Source organism: Pseudomonas pisciculturae, assembly GCF_015461805.1.
GTDB classification, from domain to species: Bacteria; Pseudomonadota; Gammaproteobacteria; order Pseudomonadales; family Pseudomonadaceae; genus Aquipseudomonas; species Aquipseudomonas pisciculturae.
Genome location: NZ_JACVZE010000010.1, coordinates 125,762 through 144,372, shown reverse-complemented (window position 1 = coordinate 144,372; position 18,611 = coordinate 125,762). Strand labels below are relative to the sequence as shown.

The 18,611-nt window shown below is 59.3% G+C and carries 24 protein-coding genes; 16 read left to right on the top strand and 8 right to left on the bottom strand.

The window, feature by feature from the left end; genetic code table 11:
- Nucleotides 1-150: 150 nt before the first annotated feature.
- The gene (locus ICY20_RS24635; RefSeq protein ID WP_194938837.1) at nt 151-1,158 is read left to right on the top strand and encodes a DNA-binding protein; all 1,008 of its coding nucleotides are present in this window, start codon (nt 151-153) and stop codon (nt 1,156-1,158) included.
- Here ICY20_RS24635 and gorA read toward each other — a convergent pair whose 3' ends face one another.
- Both gorA and galU read right to left on the bottom strand, forming a co-directional pair.
- Nucleotides 1,159-2,517, bottom strand: a complete 1,359-nt coding sequence (gene gorA, locus ICY20_RS24630; RefSeq protein ID WP_159957437.1) for a glutathione-disulfide reductase — start codon at nt 2,515-2,517, stop codon at nt 1,159-1,161. It abuts the gene before it with no gap.
- 108 nt (nt 2,518-2,625) lie between these two features.
- Complete coding sequence (gene galU / locus ICY20_RS24625) at nt 2,626-3,465, bottom strand: UTP--glucose-1-phosphate uridylyltransferase GalU (RefSeq protein WP_003212579.1); 840 nt, start codon at nt 3,463-3,465, stop codon at nt 2,626-2,628.
- Between the two features lie 278 nt (nt 3,466-3,743).
- Here galU and ICY20_RS24620 point away from each other — a divergent pair, with 278 nt between their 5' ends.
- A complete protein-coding gene (locus tag ICY20_RS24620; RefSeq protein WP_159957435.1) occupies nt 3,744-3,929 on the top strand; it encodes a hypothetical protein in 186 nt (61 codons plus the stop codon).
- A gap of 143 nt (nt 3,930-4,072) precedes the next feature.
- On the top strand, nt 4,073-4,354 hold the full coding sequence (locus ICY20_RS24615; protein WP_122488593.1) for a hypothetical protein: 282 nt from the start codon (nt 4,073-4,075) through the stop codon (nt 4,352-4,354).
- Nucleotides 4,355-4,362: 8 nt separating this feature from the next.
- Here ICY20_RS24615 and ICY20_RS24610 read toward each other — a convergent pair whose 3' ends face one another.
- On the bottom strand, nt 4,363-4,593 hold the full coding sequence (locus ICY20_RS24610; RefSeq protein ID WP_159957433.1) for a hypothetical protein: 231 nt from the start codon (nt 4,591-4,593) through the stop codon (nt 4,363-4,365).
- A 21-nt stretch (nt 4,594-4,614) separates the two neighbouring features.
- Nucleotides 4,615-4,965 (bottom strand): hypothetical protein, encoded by a 351-nt coding sequence (locus tag ICY20_RS24605; RefSeq protein ID WP_159957431.1) that lies wholly within the window; start codon nt 4,963-4,965, stop codon nt 4,615-4,617.
- A gap of 211 nt (nt 4,966-5,176) precedes the next feature.
- Between ICY20_RS24605 and ICY20_RS24600 the strand changes: the two genes are divergently transcribed.
- From ICY20_RS24600 to ada, 4 genes are all read left to right on the top strand, one after another.
- Nucleotides 5,177-5,479, top strand: a complete 303-nt coding sequence (locus ICY20_RS24600) for a DUF1883 domain-containing protein (RefSeq protein WP_122488596.1) — start codon at nt 5,177-5,179, stop codon at nt 5,477-5,479.
- 25 nt (nt 5,480-5,504) lie between these two features.
- Nucleotides 5,505-5,672, top strand: coding sequence for a hypothetical protein (locus ICY20_RS24595; RefSeq protein WP_167496692.1), 168 nt, complete (start codon nt 5,505-5,507; stop codon nt 5,670-5,672).
- Nucleotides 5,673-5,676: 4 nt separating this feature from the next.
- Nucleotides 5,677-6,342, top strand: a complete 666-nt coding sequence (alkB, locus tag ICY20_RS24590) for a DNA oxidative demethylase AlkB (RefSeq protein ID WP_159957429.1) — start codon at nt 5,677-5,679, stop codon at nt 6,340-6,342.
- A gap of 75 nt (nt 6,343-6,417) precedes the next feature.
- Nucleotides 6,418-7,464 (top strand): bifunctional DNA-binding transcriptional regulator/O6-methylguanine-DNA methyltransferase Ada, encoded by a 1,047-nt coding sequence (gene ada / locus ICY20_RS24585; RefSeq protein ID WP_194938836.1) that lies wholly within the window; start codon nt 6,418-6,420, stop codon nt 7,462-7,464.
- Here the strand turns inward: ada and ICY20_RS24580 are convergent.
- Nucleotides 7,461-8,039, bottom strand: coding sequence for a CGNR zinc finger domain-containing protein (locus tag ICY20_RS24580; protein ID WP_228758563.1), 579 nt, complete (start codon nt 8,037-8,039; stop codon nt 7,461-7,463). The two genes, ada and ICY20_RS24580, sit on opposite strands and share 4 nt — an antisense overlap.
- 174 nt (nt 8,040-8,213) lie before the next feature.
- Here ICY20_RS24580 and ICY20_RS24575 point away from each other — a divergent pair, with 174 nt between their 5' ends.
- The 8 genes from ICY20_RS24575 to ICY20_RS24540 all read left to right on the top strand — a co-directional run bounded on the left by ICY20_RS24575 (nt 8,214) and on the right by ICY20_RS24540 (nt 16,518).
- Nucleotides 8,214-9,092, top strand: coding sequence for an alpha/beta fold hydrolase (locus tag ICY20_RS24575; protein WP_194938835.1), 879 nt, complete (start codon nt 8,214-8,216; stop codon nt 9,090-9,092).
- A 110-nt stretch (nt 9,093-9,202) separates the two neighbouring features.
- Nucleotides 9,203-10,267, top strand: a complete 1,065-nt coding sequence (locus tag ICY20_RS24570) for an NAD(P)H-dependent flavin oxidoreductase (RefSeq protein WP_159957421.1) — start codon at nt 9,203-9,205, stop codon at nt 10,265-10,267.
- A gap of 111 nt (nt 10,268-10,378) precedes the next feature.
- Nucleotides 10,379-11,131 (top strand): molybdate ABC transporter substrate-binding protein, encoded by a 753-nt coding sequence (gene modA, locus ICY20_RS24565; RefSeq protein ID WP_194938834.1) that lies wholly within the window; start codon nt 10,379-10,381, stop codon nt 11,129-11,131.
- On the top strand, nt 11,132-11,812 hold the full coding sequence (gene modB / locus ICY20_RS24560; protein WP_194938833.1) for a molybdate ABC transporter permease subunit: 681 nt from the start codon (nt 11,132-11,134) through the stop codon (nt 11,810-11,812).
- 5 nt (nt 11,813-11,817) lie between these two features.
- Nucleotides 11,818-12,897 carry a molybdenum ABC transporter ATP-binding protein gene (gene modC / locus ICY20_RS24555; protein ID WP_194938832.1) on the top strand — a complete coding sequence of 360 codons (1,080 nt, stop codon included), beginning with the start codon at nt 11,818-11,820 and terminating at the stop codon, nt 12,895-12,897.
- 63 nt (nt 12,898-12,960) lie between these two features.
- On the top strand, nt 12,961-13,998 hold the full coding sequence (locus tag ICY20_RS24550; RefSeq protein ID WP_159957405.1) for a DNA topoisomerase IB: 1,038 nt from the start codon (nt 12,961-12,963) through the stop codon (nt 13,996-13,998).
- A 123-nt stretch (nt 13,999-14,121) separates the two neighbouring features.
- Complete coding sequence (locus ICY20_RS24545; protein WP_194938831.1) at nt 14,122-15,744, top strand: ABC-F family ATP-binding cassette domain-containing protein; 1,623 nt, start codon at nt 14,122-14,124, stop codon at nt 15,742-15,744.
- A gap of 69 nt (nt 15,745-15,813) precedes the next feature.
- Nucleotides 15,814-16,518 carry a YoaK family protein gene (locus tag ICY20_RS24540; RefSeq protein ID WP_194938830.1) on the top strand — a complete coding sequence of 235 codons (705 nt, stop codon included), beginning with the start codon at nt 15,814-15,816 and terminating at the stop codon, nt 16,516-16,518.
- A 145-nt stretch (nt 16,519-16,663) separates the two neighbouring features.
- Here the strand turns inward: ICY20_RS24540 and ICY20_RS24535 are convergent, their stop codons facing one another.
- On the bottom strand, nt 16,664-17,017 hold the full coding sequence (locus ICY20_RS24535) for a hypothetical protein (protein ID WP_159957399.1): 354 nt from the start codon (nt 17,015-17,017) through the stop codon (nt 16,664-16,666).
- A gap of 144 nt (nt 17,018-17,161) precedes the next feature.
- Here ICY20_RS24535 and ICY20_RS24530 point away from each other — a divergent pair, with 144 nt between their 5' ends.
- A complete protein-coding gene (locus ICY20_RS24530) occupies nt 17,162-17,377 on the top strand; it encodes a hypothetical protein (protein WP_159957397.1) in 216 nt (71 codons plus the stop codon).
- A 167-nt stretch (nt 17,378-17,544) separates the two neighbouring features.
- On the opposite strand, the gene ICY20_RS24525 is transcribed toward ICY20_RS24530, so the two are convergent.
- Nucleotides 17,545-17,859, bottom strand: coding sequence for an AzlD domain-containing protein (locus tag ICY20_RS24525; RefSeq protein ID WP_159957395.1), 315 nt, complete (start codon nt 17,857-17,859; stop codon nt 17,545-17,547).
- Nucleotides 17,856-18,551: an AzlC family ABC transporter permease gene (locus ICY20_RS24520; RefSeq protein ID WP_194938829.1), complete on the bottom strand. Its 696-nt coding sequence runs from the start codon at nt 18,549-18,551 to the stop codon at nt 17,856-17,858. Before ICY20_RS24520 ends, ICY20_RS24525 begins: the two co-directional genes overlap by 4 nt.
- Nucleotides 18,552-18,611 lie beyond the last annotated feature (60 nt).

Genomic DNA, 18,611 nt, shown 5'->3' with positions numbered 1-18,611 from the left:
TGGCGGGCGTTTGCGCGCCTGAAACGGTTATGACACGGGATAATACGCCAATATCCCATCTGTTAAATCATGAATTTAAATAAATATATAATCATGATATAGTACGTATATACGTAATACATACCACAGTACTAAATCGACGGAGACCCCATGGCTCGCGGTGGCATTAATAAAGCAGTCGTTCAAACAGCACGTCTGGCAATCCTCGCTCGCGGCGAGAACCCAAGCATCGACGCCGTTCGCATCGAAATGGGCAATACCGGCTCAAAAACCACGATTCACCGCTACCTGAAGGAGCTGGACGACAGCGAAACCCGACTGACCATCACCCAGGCACCCCTCGATGACGAGCTGGGTGAATTGGTCGCCCGCCTGGCTCAACGCCTGAAAGAAAAAGCCCAAGAGCCAATTGATCTGGCTCTGGCGCAATTTGAGCAGCACAAAGGCGCCCTTCTCTCTCAGCTGTCCGCGCTTGAAGAGGCCCATGGCCAACTAAAACAACGATTCGATATCCAGGCGGCCGCGCTGGCAGACGAAAGCGCCGCCCTGCAAACCGCCAGCACTAGCCTGCAGACCGAACAAACCCGTAATGCCGGGCTCAGCCAGGCCTGCAGCGATTACGAGTTGCGCCTCAACGACAAGGACGAACAGATTCGTTCGCTGGAAGAAAAGCACCTGCACGCCCGGGACGCGCTTGAGCACTACCGCAACGCGATCAAAGACCAGCGCGAGCAGGAACAGCGCCGTCACGAAGGCCAGCTCCAGCAAGTGCAGGCAGAATTGCGCCAGGCGCAACAAAGCGCGCTGGTGCGTCAGGATGAAATCACCCAACTGCATCGCGACAACGAACGACTATTGATTGAACATCGGGTGACGACAAAGGAGCTGGCCGCGCTGCAGGAGCAAACCCGCAAAGACCAGATTGCGCACCACAAGCTGAACGAGCAGGTGAGCAAGATCGACGGCGAGCGCACCCTGCTTCAGGAGCGCCTGCGAGTTGCGGTGCTGGAAAGCCAGTCGCGCCAAGAGGCGCTGACCGAGCACCAGCACACCACCAAAACCCTGGAACTGGACCTGATCAAGGCCCAGGCCAGTATCGAGGCGCTGCGCCTGGCGGCCGTCGTTGCAACGGCGCCAGACACCACCCCAGAAGGCTGATCAGTCGGCCACAGGCGTGCGCATGGTGACGAACTCTTCCGCCGCTGTAGGATGCACGCCAATGGTTTCGTCGAAATGCCGCTTGGTCGCGCCCGCCTTGAGCGCGATCGCCAGGCCCTGGACGATCTCGCCGGCATCCGGACCGACCATATGGCAGCCCAACACCTTGTCGGTGTCGGCATCGACTACCAGCTTCATCAAGGTTTTTTCCTGGCAGTCCGTCAGGGTCAACTTCATCGGCCGGAAACGGCTTTCGAAAATCTGAACCTTGTGGCCTTTCTCTTTGGCCTCTTCTTCCGTCAGGCCAACCGTGCCGATGTTCGGCAGACTGAACACCGCCGTCGGGATCATCGCGTAATCCACTGGCCGGTATTGCTCCGGCTTGAACAGGCGGCGCGCCACAGCCATGCCTTCGGCCAGCGCCACTGGCGTCAGCTGCACGCGACCGATCACATCACCAATCGCCAGGATCGACGACTCGGCGGTTTGGTACAGGTCGTCCACTTCAACAAAGCCACGCTTGTCGAGTTTGACGCCGGTGTTTTCCAGCCCCAGGTTGTCGAGCATCGGGCGGCGCCCGGTAGCGTAGAACACGCAATCTGCCTCCAGCACGCGCCCGTCTTTCAGGGTGGCCTTGAGGCTGCCATCTGCCTGCTTGTCGATGCGCTCGATATCGGCATTGAACTGCAAGTCCAGCCCGCGCTTGGTCAGCTCTTCCTTGAGATGGGTACGTACTGAGCCGTCGAAACCACGCAGGAATAGGTCGCCGCGATACAGCAGCGAGGTCTGTGCGCCCAGCCCGTGGAAAATACCGGCGAACTCGACGGCGATATAACCACCACCCACGACCAGTACACGCTTAGGCAGCTCCTTGAGGAAAAACGCCTCATTGGAGCCAATAGCGTGCTCACTCCCTGGAATCTCCGGGATCTGCGGCCAGCCGCCGGTGGCGATCATGATGTGCTTGGCGGTGAAGCGCTCACCGTTGATCTCAACCTGGTGCGGATCGACCAGGCGCGCATGCCCTTCGTGCAAGGTCACACCGCTGTTGACCAGCAGATTGCGGTAGATGCCATTGAGGCGGTTGATCTCGCGGTCTTTGTTGGCGATCAGGGTCGCCCAATCGAAGTTCGCTTCACCCAGCGACCAGCCAAAACCGCTGGCCTGCTCGAAATCCTCGGCAAAGTGCGCGCCGTAAACCAGCAGTTTTTTCGGCACGCAGCCCACATTTACGCATGTGCCACCCAGGTAGCGGCTTTCCGCAACGGCTACCTTGGCGCCAAAACCCGCAGCGAAACGCGCTGCGCGAACACCGCCGGAACCGGCGCCAATTACATACAGGTCAAAATCGTAGGCCATTTCACTCTCCTCGGCAGGCAATCAGCATACCGACTTACATGGGGCTGAAAAACGAAAAAGCCACCCGAAGGTGGCTTTCTTTCTACTCAACGTGGGGGCTACCGTGAATCAGTAAGCCTTGCCAGTCTTGTAGAAGTGCTCGTAGCAGAAGTTGGTCGCTTCGATGTAGCCTTCAGCGCCACCGCAGTCAAAACGACGGCCTTTGAATTTGTAGGCAATCACGCAACCGTCTTTGGCTTGCTTCAGCAGGGCGTCAGTAATCTGGATCTCGCCACCCTTGCCTGGCTCGGTTTCTTCGATCAGCTTGAAGATGTCCGGGGTCAGGATGTAACGACCGATGATCGCCAGGTTCGACGGGGCATCTTCCGGCGCTGGCTTCTCAACCATGTCACGCACGCGAATCAGGCCATCGCCGATATCGTCGCCAGCAATCACGCCGTACTTGTTGGTCTCTTGAGGATCAACTTCCTGAACGGCAACGATGGTGCAGCGGTATTTCTGATAGAGCTTGACCATCTGGGTCAGTACACCATCACCTTCGAGGTTGACGCACAAGTCGTCCGCCAGTACCACGGCGAATGGTTCGTCACCGATCAGTGGGCGACCGGTCAAGATCGCGTGACCCAGGCCTTTCATCTGAGTCTGACGGGTGTACGAGAACGAACACTCGTCCAACAGCTTGCGGATGCCGACCAGGTATTTTTCCTTGTCGGTGCCCTTGATCTGGTTTTCCAGCTCGTAGCTGATGTCGAAGTGGTCTTCCAGTGCGCGCTTACCACGGCCGGTCACGATGGAGATTTCGTTCAGGCCGGCATCCAATGCCTCTTCAACGCCGTACTGAATCAGTGGCTTGTTCACCACCGGCAGCATCTCTTTGGGCATGGCTTTGGTCGCTGGCAGGAAGCGAGTGCCGTAACCGGCTGCTGGGAACAAGCATTTCTTGATCATATAAGTCCTTACAAAGGGCTGTGCGTACGAAATTCGGCGCAGTCTAATCAGGCCGCAGCCACCTTACAATGGGGGCTGCTGGCGTTGCGATGTCATCATAGAGAAAAAATGTCGGCGTAAGTTCCGCGAATCTTACGAAGAGCTTCACCGTCGACACGGCAATAACCTTTTTAGCATGCTTTTTCAGGCAGGACACTGGCCTGGAATAACTTGCGCCGCCCCGCGACGTTTGGCGCTATCATTAGCGTCTTTGAAACAGACCACGAGATTCATATTAGATGTCAGAACCAAAAGGCGTGAACGGCTACCTGATCACAAAGCGAGCGGACGGCTGGCACCTGATCAACTTCCACGGTGATAGCGTCGCCGGCGTATTCGAGAGCGAAGCCCAAGCTATCGCAGTGGCCGAAGTCTTTGTCGATGAAGCTGGCCACGCATCAAGCAAGCGCCCCAAGGTCAAGTAAACCTCGCGCCCGCTACTATAAAGCCCCGATCAAGGGGCTTTTTTGTGTTTGTCTGTACGTTGATGGCCGTTCGCTATAATCTGCCGCAGACGCCCCACGACAGTGTCAGCGCCCTCCTCCAACACCCTCGACGACGACCTACCATGAATAAATTACTGGCACTGACTGCGGTACTGGCGCTCGCCGGCTGCACTACCACTTCTGACGTCTACCTGAAAAACGGTGAGCAAGGCCTGACCATCGATTGCTCGGGCGAAGCCAACTCCTGGGCCAGTTGCTACGAAAAAGCCGATGCGTCCTGCGCAGGTACCGGCTACCGCATTGTTGGGACTGAGGGCACGCCCTCGCTCAAGGAGGCCGACAAGACGCTTGGCCAAGACGTGGGCAACTTTAAAAGTCGCAGCGTCGTGGTGGTTTGCAAGTAACCCACGCGCTACAGGTGGATCTCGGCAAACTTGATCCCCAGCCCGCGCAAGGTCTCGGTCAGCGTATCAACGCTGGCAAAAGATTCGACTTCGTCCTGATCGTCCACCAGGAAAAAACTGCGCCCATCGCCCTTCTTGAAGAAGACGATCCATTCGTCAAGGTCAGCGGGGTTCTGGATGACATGGGTGGCCGTAATATGACCTTCGGCCTGGCGGGCTTTGACGTGTTCACGCTTCATATCTGATTTTCCGTCACGGCATCAGCCGGAAATACACTCTTCGCCTGCCTTTTTCACATCAGCCGGGCGGATAGGCACATTGGACATGCTCTCGTAGAGCTTGATACTGCTGCCGCTAGAACGTTCTTCAATCACAAAAATAGCTGACGGGTCAGCCGAGAATTTCTGCGGGACGATGACCTGTACGCCTTCCTTGTGGGGCTCGATCTGCGGCGGCCGGCGAGTAGCAGACAGCTTCTGCACCACACACGCGGCGTATTCCTGAGGTTTCTTCCCGGAAATCACCGCCAAGGTCGGCGGGGTCTGCTTGATATCTGCAACCGAAGCACACCCACCTATCGCCAAGGCTAGAACCAACACACTCCACTTCATACATAACCTCCAATAAAGACCCTACGACAGCGGGGATGGTAAATTTCTCCCGCAAACGTAGGATTTATCCCTGATAACTCGGTAAATAACTGTTTTAAATTGTCGATGTCGTCGAAGACGACGCGATAATAAACGCGCTGGGGCTGATAAACTCCATCTTAACCTACGTATCGTTCTGATTTTTCAGAAAAAGCCCTTCTGGAGACACCCCATGAAATTCATCCACCAGCGCGAGCACCTCAACGAGGGAGACATTGTTGTCATCGAATGCTCGCAAACGTGCAACATCCGCCTGATGAGCGACGCCAACTTTCGCAGCTTCAAGAACGGCGGTCGCCATACTTACCACGGCGGCGCATTCGACAAGTTCCCGGCCAAGATCACCGCGCCCAGCACCGGGTTTTGGAACATCACCCTGGATGTGGTGACACGCCGCGCCATCAGCGTGACCAAAAAGCCGACCTTGTCCCACAAGATCCGCATTGTGCGTCGCACCAGCACCAAGTTGAGCTGAGCTGACCACCCAACAGGAAAGAGCCGTGACTACCACCACTAAATACGTCATCAAGTACAAACTCAACGGTGAACGCCGCTTCGAGTTCGCTCAACTGCAAAGCAACAGCGTCGAAGAAGCCAAGCAAGCGCTGGCGAAAATTCACGATGCGTCGGATGAAATCACCGACATCAATGTGAGCAAGGCGCTCTAAAGCCATGCCCGGCCCCACTGCGGACTTGTTCGCCGACGACGCCCTGCAACAACCGGCCGGGCGTGAGCAGATCGGCGAAGAGTCCTACGTGCTAAGGGGCTATGCCCTGCCCTGGATTGAGCGTCTTCTCCCTGAGTTACGGCACGTGCTGGCCCAATCGCCATTTCGACAGATGGTCACTCCCGGTGGCTTCACCATGTCGGCAGCCTTGAGCAGTTGCGGCGCGCTGGGTTGGACCACCGACCCTCGCGGCTACCGCTACAGCCCGATCGACCCGCGCAGCCAGCAGCCCTGGCCGAGCATGCCGGATGCCTTGCGCCAACTGGCGATTCAGGCGGCAGCCGACGCTGGCTTTGCCAATTTCGCCCCCGACGCCTGCTTGATCAACCGCTATGTGCCAGGCGCCAAAATGTCCCTGCACCAGGACAAAAATGAACGCCGCTACACTGCGCCAGTGGTTTCGGTGTCTTTGGGTTTGCCGGCGATTTTCCTGTTTGGTGGCCACGCGCGCAGTGACAAGACTCAAAAAGTCTCGCTGTTTCACGGTGACATAGCGGTTTGGGGTGGGGTTGATCGCCTGCGCTTTCATGGCGTAATGCCCATCAAGGAAGGCGTGCACGCCGTCATGGGGCCGCAACGCATTAACCTCACCTTCCGCACCGCCGGCTGATTTGACCGCAAGCTTCGGAGTGCCCGTGGCGTGCAACCCCGTTAGTCTGCTCAACATCCGTCAAGAGTGCTGACCATGACAACCGAACACGACACCCGCTGGGCCGCGATCCTGGCCCGCGACCCCAAGGCCGATGGCCTGTTTGTGTATGGCGTGAAAACCACCGGCGTGTATTGCCGCCCCAGTAGTACATCCCGCCTGCCGCGCCGCGAAAATGTCGAGTTTTTCGACTCTGCTGCCCAAGCTGAGGCCGCCGGTTACCGGGCGAATAAACGCGCCAACGCTGACCGCACGCAAGTGGCAGCCCATCACGCCCTACTGGTGGCCAATGCCTGTCGGCACATCGAGCAGGCCGACGCCCCACCCAGCCTTGAAACCCTCGCCGCCCAAGCCGGCCTGAGCCCCTTCCACTTTCATCGCGTGTTCAAGGCCGTTACCGGCCTGACGCCCAAGGGTTACGTCAGTGCCCATCGTTCGCGCAAGGTGCGCGATGGGCTAAAGGGCCAACACTCGGTGACAGATGCGTTGTATGACGCAGGCTTCAACTCCAATAGCCGCTTCTACGAGTCAGCCAACCAGGTGCTCGGCATGAAACCGGGTGATTACAAAGCCGGCGGCACCAACAGTGAAATCCTGTTTGCCGTCGGGCAGTGTTCGCTGGGGGCCATTCTGGTGGCGCAGAGCCGTCGCGGCGTCTGCGCGATTCTGCTGGGGGATGAACCGGATAAATTGGTACGCGACCTGCAAGATCAGTTTCCCAAGGCCAATCTCGTGGGTGCCGACCGCAGCTTCGAACAGGTGGTTGCCCAAGTGGTGGGGTTTGTCGAAGCCCCCGCCCTCGGCCTGAACCTACCGCTCGACCTGCGTGGCACTGCCTTTCAGCAGCGGGTTTGGCAGGCTTTACGTGAGATTCCATTAGGGAGCACCGCCAGCTACGGGCAAATTGCCGAGCTTATCGGCGCGCCGACATCCTTTCGTGCCGTGGCACAGGCCTGCGGCGCCAACAGCCTAGCGGTGGCGATTCCGTGCCATCGCGTAGTGCGCAGCAACGGTGACTTGTCGGGTTATCGCTGGGGGGTTGAACGCAAGCGGCAGCTGTTGGAACGCGAACGCGACACTTAAAGCTGCTTGCGCTTGCGGAATTCAGCAACCTTATGCCGGTTGCCGCATAGCGCCATGCTGCACCACCGGCGTTTATGGGCCTTGGTGCGATCATAAAACCACAACACGCACTCGGGATGCTCGCAGGTGCGGATCAGATTGAAGTCACCGTCCACCAACAAGACGGCAGCGGCTTCGGCAATCGGCGCCAGGAACTGCTCCGGCGTCTGCAATTTGCGCTGACGCTCCAAGCGTAATTCGCCCGGCGCCGGCCACGTCAATTGCGGGTGGCTCACGGCCTTGCGCAAAAAGCTGTTGAGCGCAGCGGGATCGCCCTGCTTGCCAGCCTTGCGCGGTTCCAGCACCCCACGGATCACTTCGCGCAATGCCTTGGCCGCAGCGAGCAAGCTGCCGGCCTCGAATGTCGGTATCTCACCCTGCGTAACCCACCCCAAGCGCACCAGCCAACGCTCTACATCCGCGTCGCTTTGCCAGAACTCAAAGGGCTCGCCGTCGACGTTGGCGCGGGTGTTGAGCATGTCCAATACCGGGTCATCGGCAAGCACGTAGGGTTCCAGCGGTTCAGTGGCAATCATGTTCATTCCTCGTAAGCGCGCAGGGATCGTAACCGCTATTGGCTTCAAATAATAGTTACTCGAGCATAAAAAATAACCCGAATAAATCATTTGACAGGTTACATGTATGAGCGCAGATTTTGCTTCGAGTAACCCCTATACACAGTTATTCAAGTTACGCGAGGCGAGACCAAAATGATCACCCCCACTCCCGTTGTCCACTATCGCCACATCGACGCAGATGGCGTGCGCATGTTCTACCGCGAGGCCGGCGACCCGACAGCCCCGGTGATGTTGTTGCTGCATGGTTTCCCCAGCTCATCCCATATGTACCGCAACCTGATCCCCTTGCTCGCCACGCGCTTTCGCGTGATCGCTCCAGACCTACCAGGGTTTGGCTTCACCGAAGTACCAGCTCAGCGCAATTATCACTACACATTCGACAACCTGGCGCTCACCGTAGGGCATTTTGTCGAGGCGCTCGCATTGAGCCGCTACGCCCTGTACGTGTTCGACTATGGCGCACCCGTGGGTTTACGCCTGGCGGTGGCGCATCCTGAACGGGTCAGCGCACTGGTCTCGCAAAATGGCAATGCCTACCTCGAAGGCCTGGGGGATTCCTGGGCACCGATTCGCGCTTACTGGGCTGATCCAAGCGCCGCCAATCGCGAGGTGGTTCGCAACGGCGTACTCGGCCTGGAAGGCACGCGCTATCAGTACCTGCAGGGCGTCAAACAGCCGGAGTTAGTGGCGCCGGAGTCCTACATGCTCGATGTGCTGCTGATGCAACGACCGGGCAACGAAGATATCCAGTTGGACCTGTTCTACGACTACCGCAACAACCTGACCCTGTACCCGGCATTCCAGGCATTTTTCAAGGCCACACAAGTGCCGGCGCTGGTGATCTGGGGTCAGAACGACCCGTTCTTCATCCCGCCAGGCGCCCATGCCTACCAGGCCGACAACGCCAACACCGTGGTGGAGTTGCTCGACACTGGCCACTTCGCCCTGGAAACCCATGCGGCCCACATTGCCCAGCGTATCCACGCGGTACTGGGCCACGCCATCGACTGACAGTCGCTGCACGAAACATCCGCGTCGTCCAGTGAATAAAACAGACTGGCCGGGTGCCGAGGGCCCTGTTAAAACAGCGAAAAGCCTCACTAACGCTGGAGACGCATCCCATGAGCACCTGGCCAGACACCCGCCTTCTTGACCTGCTGGGTATCGAACTGCCCATCATCCAGGCCCCCATGGCCGTGGGCACCACCACCGCCATGGTCATCGCCGCGAATAACGCCGGCGCGCTTGGCTCGCTGCCAGCGGCGGCGTTGAGCAATGAGCAGCTGCGCGAAGCGTTGACCACCATCCGCCAGGCCAGCACACGGCCGATCAATGTCAACTTCTTCTGCCATCAACCGCCCAAGGCCGACCCCGCCCGCGACCGTCTCTGGAAGGCGCTGCTTGAGCCCTACTATCGTGAGCTGGGCGCGGACTATGACGCACCTACGCCCGTGTCCAACCGCGAGCCATTCAACGAGGCGGCCTGCCAGGTGGTCGAAGCGTTCCGCCCCGAAGTCGTCAGTTTTCACTTTGGCTTGCCGGAAAAGTCACTGCTTGACCGGGTAAAAGCAACGGGTGCGAAAGTGCTGTCTTCAGCAACCACCGTAGAGGAGGCCATCTGGCTGGAACAGCACGGTTGCAACGCCATTATCGCCATGGGCATCGAGGCCGGTGGGCATCGCGGTTTGTTTCTCAGCGACGATCTCAACACCCAGATAGGCCTGTTCGCCCTGCTGCCGCAAATCGTCGACGCTGTCAGCGTGCCAGTGATTGCCGCCGGCGGTATTGCTGACGCACGCGGGATCGTCGCCGCGTTTGCGTTGGGCGCTTCTGCGGTACAAATCGGCACTGCCTATTTGTTTACGCCCGAAGCCAACGTCACCCCTTCCCATCACCATGCGCTGCGCAACGCCCAGGCCAGCGAAACGGCGTTGACCAACCTGTTCACCGGGCGGCCAGCGCGAGGCATCGTCAACCGGGTCATGCGCGAATTGGGCGCAATCAACCCGAGCGCCCCGGCGTTTCCTACGGCGGGTGGCGCCTTGATACCGCTCAAGGCCAAGGATGAAGCCGGTTTCAGCAACCTGTGGTCAGGCCAGGCATTGCGCCTGGGCAAAGACATCTCCACTTATGATCTGACTCGCGAATTGGCCGAACAGGCGCTGGCCAAGTTCAATCACCACTGACATCTGAGGCAACGTTGGGCTGTACCGGCAATGGCGAACCGCTATATATTCCCGTAAATAGCGGTATCACCTTCTACCTATAACAAGCCGTACATCCCAAGGAGCTGCTTCATGATGATTCGTGTCTCACGCCTGGCCGCAATGGTCGCCGCCCTCGCTTTCGGTTCAGCCCACGCCGATGAAGTCCAGGTGGCCGTCGCCGCCAACTTCACCGCACCGATCCAGGCAATTGCTGCCGACTTCGAGAAGGACACCGGCCACAAACTGGTCGCAGCGTATGGCGCTACCGGGCAGTTCTATACGCAGATCAAGAATGGCGCGCCGTTTGAAGTATTCCTGAGTGCCGACGACACCACCCCGCAAAAACTCGAAAACGAAGGCGACACCGTCAAAGGTTCGCGCTTCACTTACGCAGTGGGCACTCTGGCGCTGTGGTCTGCCAAAGAGGGCTATGTGGACGCCAAGGGCGACGTCTTGAAGCAGAGCGCCTTCAAGCATTTGTCCATCGCCAACCCGAAAGCCGCGCCGTATGGCCTGGCGGCTACCCAAGTACTGGCCAGGGAAGGCTTGACCGACAAGGTCAAAGACAAGATCGTCGAAGGCCAGAACATCACCCAGGCCTATCAGTTTGTATCCACCGGCAATGCCGAGTTGGGCTTTGTGGCCTTGTCGCAGATCTACAAAGACGGCAAAGTCACCAGCGGTTCGGCGTGGATCGTCCCGTCGTCGATGCACGACCCCATCAAGCAGGACGCCGTCATCCTCAACAAGGGTAAAGACAGCGCCGCGGCCAAGGCGCTGGTTGAATACCTCAAGGGGCCAAAAGCCGCTGCTGTTATCAAGTCCTACGGTTACGAGCTCTAAATGCCCCTATCGAGTGCCGATTTTTCCGCCATCTGGTTGACCATCAAACTGGCGTCACTGACCACGGTGATCCTGCTGATCATCGGCACTCCGATTGCCCTGTGGCTGTCGCGCACCCGTTCGTGGTGGCGTGGCCCCATTGGCGCAGTCGTGGCCTTGCCGTTGGTGTTGCCGCCGACGGTCATCGGCTTCTACCTGCTGTTGACCATGGGGCCCAACGGTTACTTCGGCCAGTTCACTCAGTGGCTGGGTTTGGGCACCCTCACCTTCAGTTTCGCCGGGCTGGTGATTGGCTCGGTGATCTATTCCATGCCGTTTGTGGTGCAGCCGTTACAGAACGCCTTCTCCGCCATCGGCACACGCCCCTTGGAAGTGGCGGCTACGTTGAGAGCCAATCCTTGGGACACGTTTTTCAGCGTGATCCTACCCCTGGCCCGCCCAGGCTTTATCACGGCGTCGATTCTGGGTTTCGCTCATACCGTCGGTGAGTTCGGCGTTGTGTTGATGATCGGCGGCAATATCCCCGACAAGACCCGCGTGGTTTCAGTACAGATCTATGATCATGTGGAAGCCATGGAATACGCCCAGGCCCATTGGCTGGCGGGCTCGATGGTGGTGTTTGCGTTTCTGGTATTGCTGGCGCTGTACTCCAGCCGTAAAACGAAGATGGGCTGGAGCTGATAGCGATGATTGATGTGCGCCTGCAACTCAAGTATTCGGGCTTTGCCCTCGATGTGGATTTGCACTTGCCCGGTCGGGGAGTGACCGCACTTTACGGGCACTCCGGCTCGGGCAAGACCACCTGCCTGCGCTGCATCGCGGGGCTGGAGCGGGCTGAAGACGGGTTTATCCAGATCAACGATGAGGTCTGGCAAGACAGCCGCAACGGGTTGTTCGTAGCGCCACACAAACGGGCGCTGGGTTATGTGTTCCAGGAAGCCAGCCTCTTCCCGCACTTGTCGGTACGTGCCAACCTGGAATTCGGCCTCAAGCGCATCCCGCGTCAGCAGCGCCGCGTGGACATGGCCCATGCCACTGAGTTGCTGGGCATCGGCCACTTGCTCGACCGCCACCCTCAGCACCTCTCCGGCGGTGAGCGCCAACGCATCGGTATCGCGCGCGCGTTGCTCACCAGCCCCAAGCTGTTGCTGATGGACGAACCCCTGGCAGCCCTGGACAGCCAGCGCAAAAGTGAAATCCTGCCGTACCTGGAACGTTTGCATGATGAGCTGGACATCCCCGTGCTGTACGTCAGCCACGCCCAGGATGAAGTGGCGCGCCTGGCCGATCACATCGTATTACTCAACGACGGCAAGGCCCTGGCGAGCGGCCCCATCGGCGAAACCCTGGCGCGCCTGGACCTGCCCATGGCCTCGGGCGATGACGCTGGGGTGGTCATCAATGGCACCGTCAGCGCCTACGATGAGCATTACCAACTGCTGACTCTGCAACTGCCCGACAGCCCCCTGCATATGCGCGTGGCCCACGCGCCACTGGTGTTGGGCAAAGCGTTGCGGGTCAAGGTGCAGGCACGGGACGTGAGCCTCAGCCTGCAAGCCGAGGAACACAGCAGCATCCTCAACCGCCTGCCGGTGACGGTCGTTCAGGAGCTAGGCGCAGACAACCAGGCCCACGTCCTTGTGCGTTTGAACGCAGGCGGCACGCCGTTGCTGGCACGCATCACCCGCTTCTCCCGCGACCAGTTGCAACTGCGCCCTGGCCTTGCGCTGTGGGCACAGATCAAGGCGGTGGCGGTACTGGCGTAGAAACCTTTTGGCACGACCGCACACGGCTGCGGTCAATCAAACATGCCTTGAGGATCGCCTGCCATGCCCGACGCCGACTTGCCCCGCGATTTACATTACGTTGATGACACCCAGCCCGGAATTCGCCGCAAAACGCTGCGGGGCAAGTTCCAGTATTTCGATGCGAAGGGGTCACGCATCCAAGACCCCAAAGAGATCCAGCGTCTGAACGCACTGGCAGTGCCGCCCGCCTACACCGATGTGTGGATCTGCGCCGACCCTCGCGGCCATTTGCAAGCTACCGGGCGTGATGCTCGCGGCCGTAAGCAATACCGCTATCACGAACGCTGGCGTGAGGTCCGCGACAGCGATAAGTATTCGCGCCTTCAGGACTTTGGCAACGCGCTGCCCAAACTGCGTAAACAGTTGGAGGCGCAAATGGCTGAGCCCGGGTTTACCCGCGAAAAAGTGTTGGCCACGGTGGTGATGCTGCTGGACGCGACGCTGATCCGCGTCGGCAACGCCCAGTATGCACGGGACAATAAATCCTACGGGCTAACCACCCTGCGCACCCGCCATGTGGACGTCAAAGGCAGCGAGATCAAGTTCCAGTTTCGTGGCAAGAGCGGGGTTGAGCACCAGATCAGCGTCAAGGACCGGCGCCTGGCCACGGTGGTCAAGCGGTGCCTGGAGTTACCGGGGCAGAACCTGTTCCAGTACCTGGACGAAGACGGTGAGCGCCATACCGTTAGCTCCCACGATGTGAATGCCTACCTGCATAGCCTCACTGGCGCCGACTTTACCGCCAAGGACTACCGCACGTGGGCGGGTACAGCGATGGCGCTAGCGGTATTGCGGGAGTTGGAGTGGCAGCCGGAGTCCGATGCCAAGCGGCATGTGGTGGCGATGGTCAAGGACGTCGCCAAACAGTTGGGCAACACCCCGGCGGTGTGCCGCAAGTGCTATATACACCCGGCCGTGCTGGAGCATTTCAGCCTCGGCGAACTGTCCAGGCTGCCCAAGCCCCGACTGCGCAAAGGGCTTAAGGCAGAGGAAGTGGCCTTGGCTATGTTCCTTGAACAACTGACCGCCGACTTGAAGGGTAAAGCCAAGGCACGTTAGTCTTGGCCACCTTTATTCCCACGGGATGACCGCCGACGTGAATCACTAAGCCTTCCAAAATGTATCTGCAACAAGCCGCCTGGCGAGCTTGTTGGCCTGTTCGACATTTTTTTGGAGGTGCTGATGACTGACTTCAAACGGCTGCCCGCGCTGGTTTCCTTGCAACACCTGTCCTTTCAGTTCGCCAATGGCGAAACTCTGCTGGATGACCTCAACCTGTCCATCGACCACACCCCCACCGGTATCGTGGGGCGTAACGGTCGGGGTAAAAGCATTCTGGCGAAGTTGATCGTCGGCCGGCTTTCACCCACCTCTGGCACAGTGCATGTGACGGCCAGCGTGGCATACGTCCCACAACGTGTGGGGGTGACGCCGGGGGACACCGTCGCCGACCTCACCGGAACGGCGCCGATTCTGGCCGCACTTGAACGCATGGCCAACGGCACAGCCGAGGTGGATGACCTTGAACTGATCGATGCGCGCTGGGACCTCGCCGAACGCTTGCGAACTGCGCTGGACAACGCAGCGCTGGCACATCTGAAGACTGACTCGCCGGCGGATCAACTCAGTGGCGGTCAACTGGCTCGCGTCATGATCATCGGCGCCATACTGAGCTCACCTCAATTGCTGGTGTTGGATGAGCCCACCAACCACCTCGATAGCGCGGGCCGCCAGTGGTTGCTGCGTGTGCTGGCGGACTGGCGGGGCGGCTTGGTCGTGGTCAGTCATGACCGGCAGCTGCTCAACACCCTGGGCCGCATCATCGAACTTTCACCCCAGGGGGCCCAGGTCTATGGCGGCAACTACGACGCCTATCGTGCGCAACGCGAAATTGAACAGCGTGCGGCCATTGCCGCCTTGGACCATGCGCGCTTGGAGCGCAACCGCGAGCAACGACGTTTGCAAAAAAACCACGACACCCTGCAACGCACTGCTGCTCGCTCGCGTAAGAACGCCGAAACGGCCAACGTCGACCGCTTTACCCGGTCGAGGTGGAAAGCCGCGGCTACCGAGATCAACAGCACCGTGCGCAGCGCTCACAGCGAACACAAGCGTGAGCTCGACACACGGGTGCGCCAGGCATACGAGCGCGTATCGCAAGACTCCCCGACCTTGCTGGCGCTCCCGGCCTCAACGGTGCCTAACGGCCGACAGTTGCTGAGCCTCGTGGATGTGCAACTGCCCTGGTTGCCACCCGCGAGCCTCAATATCCACCTGACGGGCCCCGTTCGCGTCGCCGTGCGTGGGCCAAACGGTTGCGGTAAATCCACGTTGCTCAAGGTGCTGTCAGGCCAATTACAGGCGGTGAGCGGTGAATCCAGCGTGCATGTGCCCAGCGCCTACATCGACCAATATCTTGGGCTGCTCGATGATCAGCGCTCCCTCATCGAACAGCTCAACCTGCTCGACACACCGCTCGTCGAAGCCGAACTGCGTACGCGCCTGGCCTTGTTGCAACTGGATGCCCGGCGGGTGACGCAACCTGCCGGGCAACTCAGCGGCGGCGAGCGCCTGAAAGCGGCGATGGCCGTTGCCCTGTGGCGCGCAGCCCCCGCGCAACTGCTCTTGCTGGATGAACCCACCAATCACTTGGACCTGGAATCGGTGGTCGCCTTTGAACAGGCGCTGCAAGGGTTTACCGGGGCGGTGATAGCCGTGTCCCATGATGAGGCGTTCAGCCAGGCGATCCGGCCAACGCACACCTTGAGCTGGGCCAATGGAGAGTGGCAGCTCAAGCGCGTCTAAGGTTATTGCGTACGTCGCCGAAGCGTCCTACCGTGATGGCCGGATAGTCTCACCGAGGAGCCCGGCCCCATGCTGCCTTTGCCCCGCAAGCCCGTTACGAACACCGTACTTGCCCGCCATCAGCGCTGGCGTGGCCGGGTGGGCTTGATGCTGGTGGCGAGCCTATCGGTATTGGCCGGCATGACGGATGCCATCGGTTTTATGGCCACCGGCGACTTTGTATCCTTCATGAGCGGTAACACCACACGCCTGGCGGTCGCGATCAGTGCCGCAGACCTGGGCCTGACGGGGCGGTTGCTGTTGCTGATAGCCACCTTTGTACTGGGCAATGCGCTGGGCGTGCTGGTTACCCGGCTGGGGCGACGACACGCCCTGCCCTTGTTGCTGTGCATCGGGGCATTGCTGTGCGGCGGCGCCTTGTTGCCCGCTACTGACGCCTTGCCTGCGCTGCTTGCGGCGATCATTGCGATGGGGATGCTCAATGCGGCCGTAGAAGAGGTCAACGGCTTGCCGGTGGGCCTCACTTACGTAACGGGGGCGCTCTCGCGCTTCGGGCGCGGATTGGGACGATGGATGCTCGGCGAGCGCCGCAACGGCTGGCGGGTGCAACTGGTGCCGTGGGCGGGAATGTTCGTGGGTGCGGTGATTGGCGCGCTGCTAGAGCAGCAAATGGGCCTTCAAGCGCTGTGGGTCAGCGGTGTACTGGCGGGTTTATTGGGCGTGGTGTCATTGAAAATCCCCAGGCGTTGGCATTTGGGTTTCATGCCTCGCTGAGAAAGAGGGGAAGCTCGCCCGACCTTCCAGCCTCGACATCCGTGTACTGGTAAAGAGCCATCATGCCGGGCGAGCGGTGTGAATCATAAGCGAATGTGCCACGCGTGTCGTGCCGGGCATTTCCCAAAAGCACTAAGGCAAAGGACTACAGACAGGTTGCGAGTGCCGCCAAACGGCGCTTGGCAGGCATCGTGTCTTCGATTGCGTAGTACTTCACGCTCGAACCGGCGCCAGCGCTTTGCACATCGACAAAGTAGTCACCGCCCGTGGTGTACACGGTATAACCGCCAGCGCCGACAGGCTCCTTGAAACCACCGGCGTCCACACCAAACACCGTCTCGTCCTGCCAGCCAAACTGGATGCATTCGGCAACCACCAGGGTCGCCTTGTCCGAGGCCAGGGTTTTGTAAGGTGTGCCTGCGCGGGCGTCCTGCATCTTCGATCCCGCGCAACCGGCCAGTGCTGCCAGTACCAATGCGCCAACTACCACCTTATGCATGCCATCGCTCCGTTGGAAAAAAACGCGACTCTACCATCTTTACTTGAGCAGCAATCAGGCTGGCGCCGCCCTCGGGCATGGCATTATGATGTCGCCGTTGGTCTCACTGAGGAGGCCACGGGATATTTTCTACAAGGAAGCGTCATGAAAGATTTCGTCATCAGCGTCAACAACTCCGTTCTCTACATCGCACTGGGCTTCGTATGGCTCATTGGCTTGGTTACGATGTTCAGCGCGAGCTTCCTGTCGGGCCTGGCGGTCTTGGTGGGCGGCACTTTGACGTGGTGCATCATTTCGGGTTTCTGGTTCGTCCAGTCGGCCACTTACGAAGAACTACGCAAGCTCAACGCGAAAAGCTGATGCAGTATGGCAGCCCCGTCTGGGGCTGCTTTGCTGTCTGCACGATGAATTTTGTTTCACTGTAAAGTGAGAATGCGCCGCCTATAGTGGCCTGGCTCATTTTTAGAAGTCTCCCTTGATGCCCGCCCTCCCGCGGGCTTTTTTTTGCCCAGGCTTAGGGGGGAGCATCAGAGCAGCCAACGAAACAGGTAAAACAACGCCATGCTCAGCAGTACGGTGAGCAGCACGTTGCGCGTCCAGTACATCAATGCCACCGCGCTGATACCTGCCAACAGGTAAGGGTTGGTCGGGCTGAGGTTGAGGTGCTGGTGATCGGCCAGAAAAATGATCGGCCCGCAAATCGCTGTGAGCATCCCCGGCACGGCAAACCCGAGAAACTCGCGTGCGCCACGATTAAGGCGTACCGGCAGGCGTGGTTCGATAAACAGGTAGCGGTTGAGAAACACCACTAGGCCCATCAGCACAATCATGATGTAGATCATCGCTGCCCCACTCCCAGCCGCTTGCACACATAGCCCGCGCTCATGCCCAACAAGCCAGACACCACCACGGCCGACTCCCAATGCAGGAAGCTCAACCACACCGAACACAGCAAAGAGACCGCCACGCAGACCACCGTCGGCACATCGCGTACCACCGGGGTGATCAGCGCAATAAACGTGGCGGCAATGGAGAACTCCAACCCCAACTGATCCAGCCCGGGAATGCTTTTACCGAGCACGATGCCGGCCAGCGTGAACAGGTTCCAGGCGATATAAAACGTCAGGCCGACGCCCAAGGCATACCAGCGATTAAAGGTCTGGCGGTCATAGTGGCTGACCAACGCGAAGAATTCGTCGGTGAGCAAAAAGCCCAGGCTCATGCGCCAGCGCGTATTGAGCGCCGACAAGGTCGGTCGCATGTGCATGCCGTAGAGCAAATGCTGGGACGTCAGCAACAAAGTAGTCAGCACGATAGAAATCAGGCTGGCGCCACTCTTGACCATGCCGATGGCAACCAGCTGCGCGGCGCCGGCAAACACAATGGCGGACAACCCTTGGGCTTGCAGTGGCGTAAATTGCGCATCGATAGCCATGGAACCGGCCAACAGGCCCCATGGCGCGCACGCCAGAGACAGTGGAATAACAGCGATTGCGCCACGCGCGAACGCGTAGTGAGGTAAGGCGGTAGGCATGGAGACGGCTCATCGACAGACAGTCGGCAAGCATGCCAGTCACTTAAGGGGCTTGTCTTG

Coding starts and splice junctions, on each gene's coding strand:
- ICY20_RS24635 (WP_194938837.1), top strand. CDS start 151: ATGGCTCGCGGTGGCATTAATAAAGCAGTCGTTCAAACAGCACGTCTG.
- gorA (WP_159957437.1), bottom strand. CDS start 2,517: ATGGCCTACGATTTTGACCTGTATGTAATTGGCGCCGGTTCCGGCGGT.
- galU (WP_003212579.1), bottom strand. CDS start 3,465: ATGATCAAGAAATGCTTGTTCCCAGCAGCCGGTTACGGCACTCGCTTC.
- ICY20_RS24620 (WP_159957435.1), top strand. CDS start 3,744: ATGTCAGAACCAAAAGGCGTGAACGGCTACCTGATCACAAAGCGAGCG.
- ICY20_RS24615 (WP_122488593.1), top strand. CDS start 4,073: ATGAATAAATTACTGGCACTGACTGCGGTACTGGCGCTCGCCGGCTGC.
- ICY20_RS24610 (WP_159957433.1), bottom strand. CDS start 4,593: ATGAAGCGTGAACACGTCAAAGCCCGCCAGGCCGAAGGTCATATTACG.
- ICY20_RS24605 (WP_159957431.1), bottom strand. CDS start 4,965: ATGAAGTGGAGTGTGTTGGTTCTAGCCTTGGCGATAGGTGGGTGTGCT.
- ICY20_RS24600 (WP_122488596.1), top strand. CDS start 5,177: ATGAAATTCATCCACCAGCGCGAGCACCTCAACGAGGGAGACATTGTT.
- alkB (WP_159957429.1), top strand. CDS start 5,677: ATGCCCGGCCCCACTGCGGACTTGTTCGCCGACGACGCCCTGCAACAA.
- ada (WP_194938836.1), top strand. CDS start 6,418: ATGACAACCGAACACGACACCCGCTGGGCCGCGATCCTGGCCCGCGAC.
- ICY20_RS24580 (WP_228758563.1), bottom strand. CDS start 8,039: ATGATTGCCACTGAACCGCTGGAACCCTACGTGCTTGCCGATGACCCG.
- ICY20_RS24575 (WP_194938835.1), top strand. CDS start 8,214: ATGATCACCCCCACTCCCGTTGTCCACTATCGCCACATCGACGCAGAT.
- ICY20_RS24570 (WP_159957421.1), top strand. CDS start 9,203: ATGAGCACCTGGCCAGACACCCGCCTTCTTGACCTGCTGGGTATCGAA.
- modA (WP_194938834.1), top strand. CDS start 10,379: ATGATGATTCGTGTCTCACGCCTGGCCGCAATGGTCGCCGCCCTCGCT.
- modB (WP_194938833.1), top strand. CDS start 11,132: ATGCCCCTATCGAGTGCCGATTTTTCCGCCATCTGGTTGACCATCAAA.
- modC (WP_194938832.1), top strand. CDS start 11,818: ATGATTGATGTGCGCCTGCAACTCAAGTATTCGGGCTTTGCCCTCGAT.
- ICY20_RS24550 (WP_159957405.1), top strand. CDS start 12,961: ATGCCCGACGCCGACTTGCCCCGCGATTTACATTACGTTGATGACACC.
- ICY20_RS24545 (WP_194938831.1), top strand. CDS start 14,122: ATGACTGACTTCAAACGGCTGCCCGCGCTGGTTTCCTTGCAACACCTG.
- ICY20_RS24540 (WP_194938830.1), top strand. CDS start 15,814: ATGCTGCCTTTGCCCCGCAAGCCCGTTACGAACACCGTACTTGCCCGC.
- ICY20_RS24535 (WP_159957399.1), bottom strand. CDS start 17,017: ATGCATAAGGTGGTAGTTGGCGCATTGGTACTGGCAGCACTGGCCGGT.
- ICY20_RS24530 (WP_159957397.1), top strand. CDS start 17,162: ATGAAAGATTTCGTCATCAGCGTCAACAACTCCGTTCTCTACATCGCA.
- ICY20_RS24525 (WP_159957395.1), bottom strand. CDS start 17,859: ATGATCTACATCATGATTGTGCTGATGGGCCTAGTGGTGTTTCTCAAC.
- ICY20_RS24520 (WP_194938829.1), bottom strand. CDS start 18,551: ATGCCTACCGCCTTACCTCACTACGCGTTCGCGCGTGGCGCAATCGCT.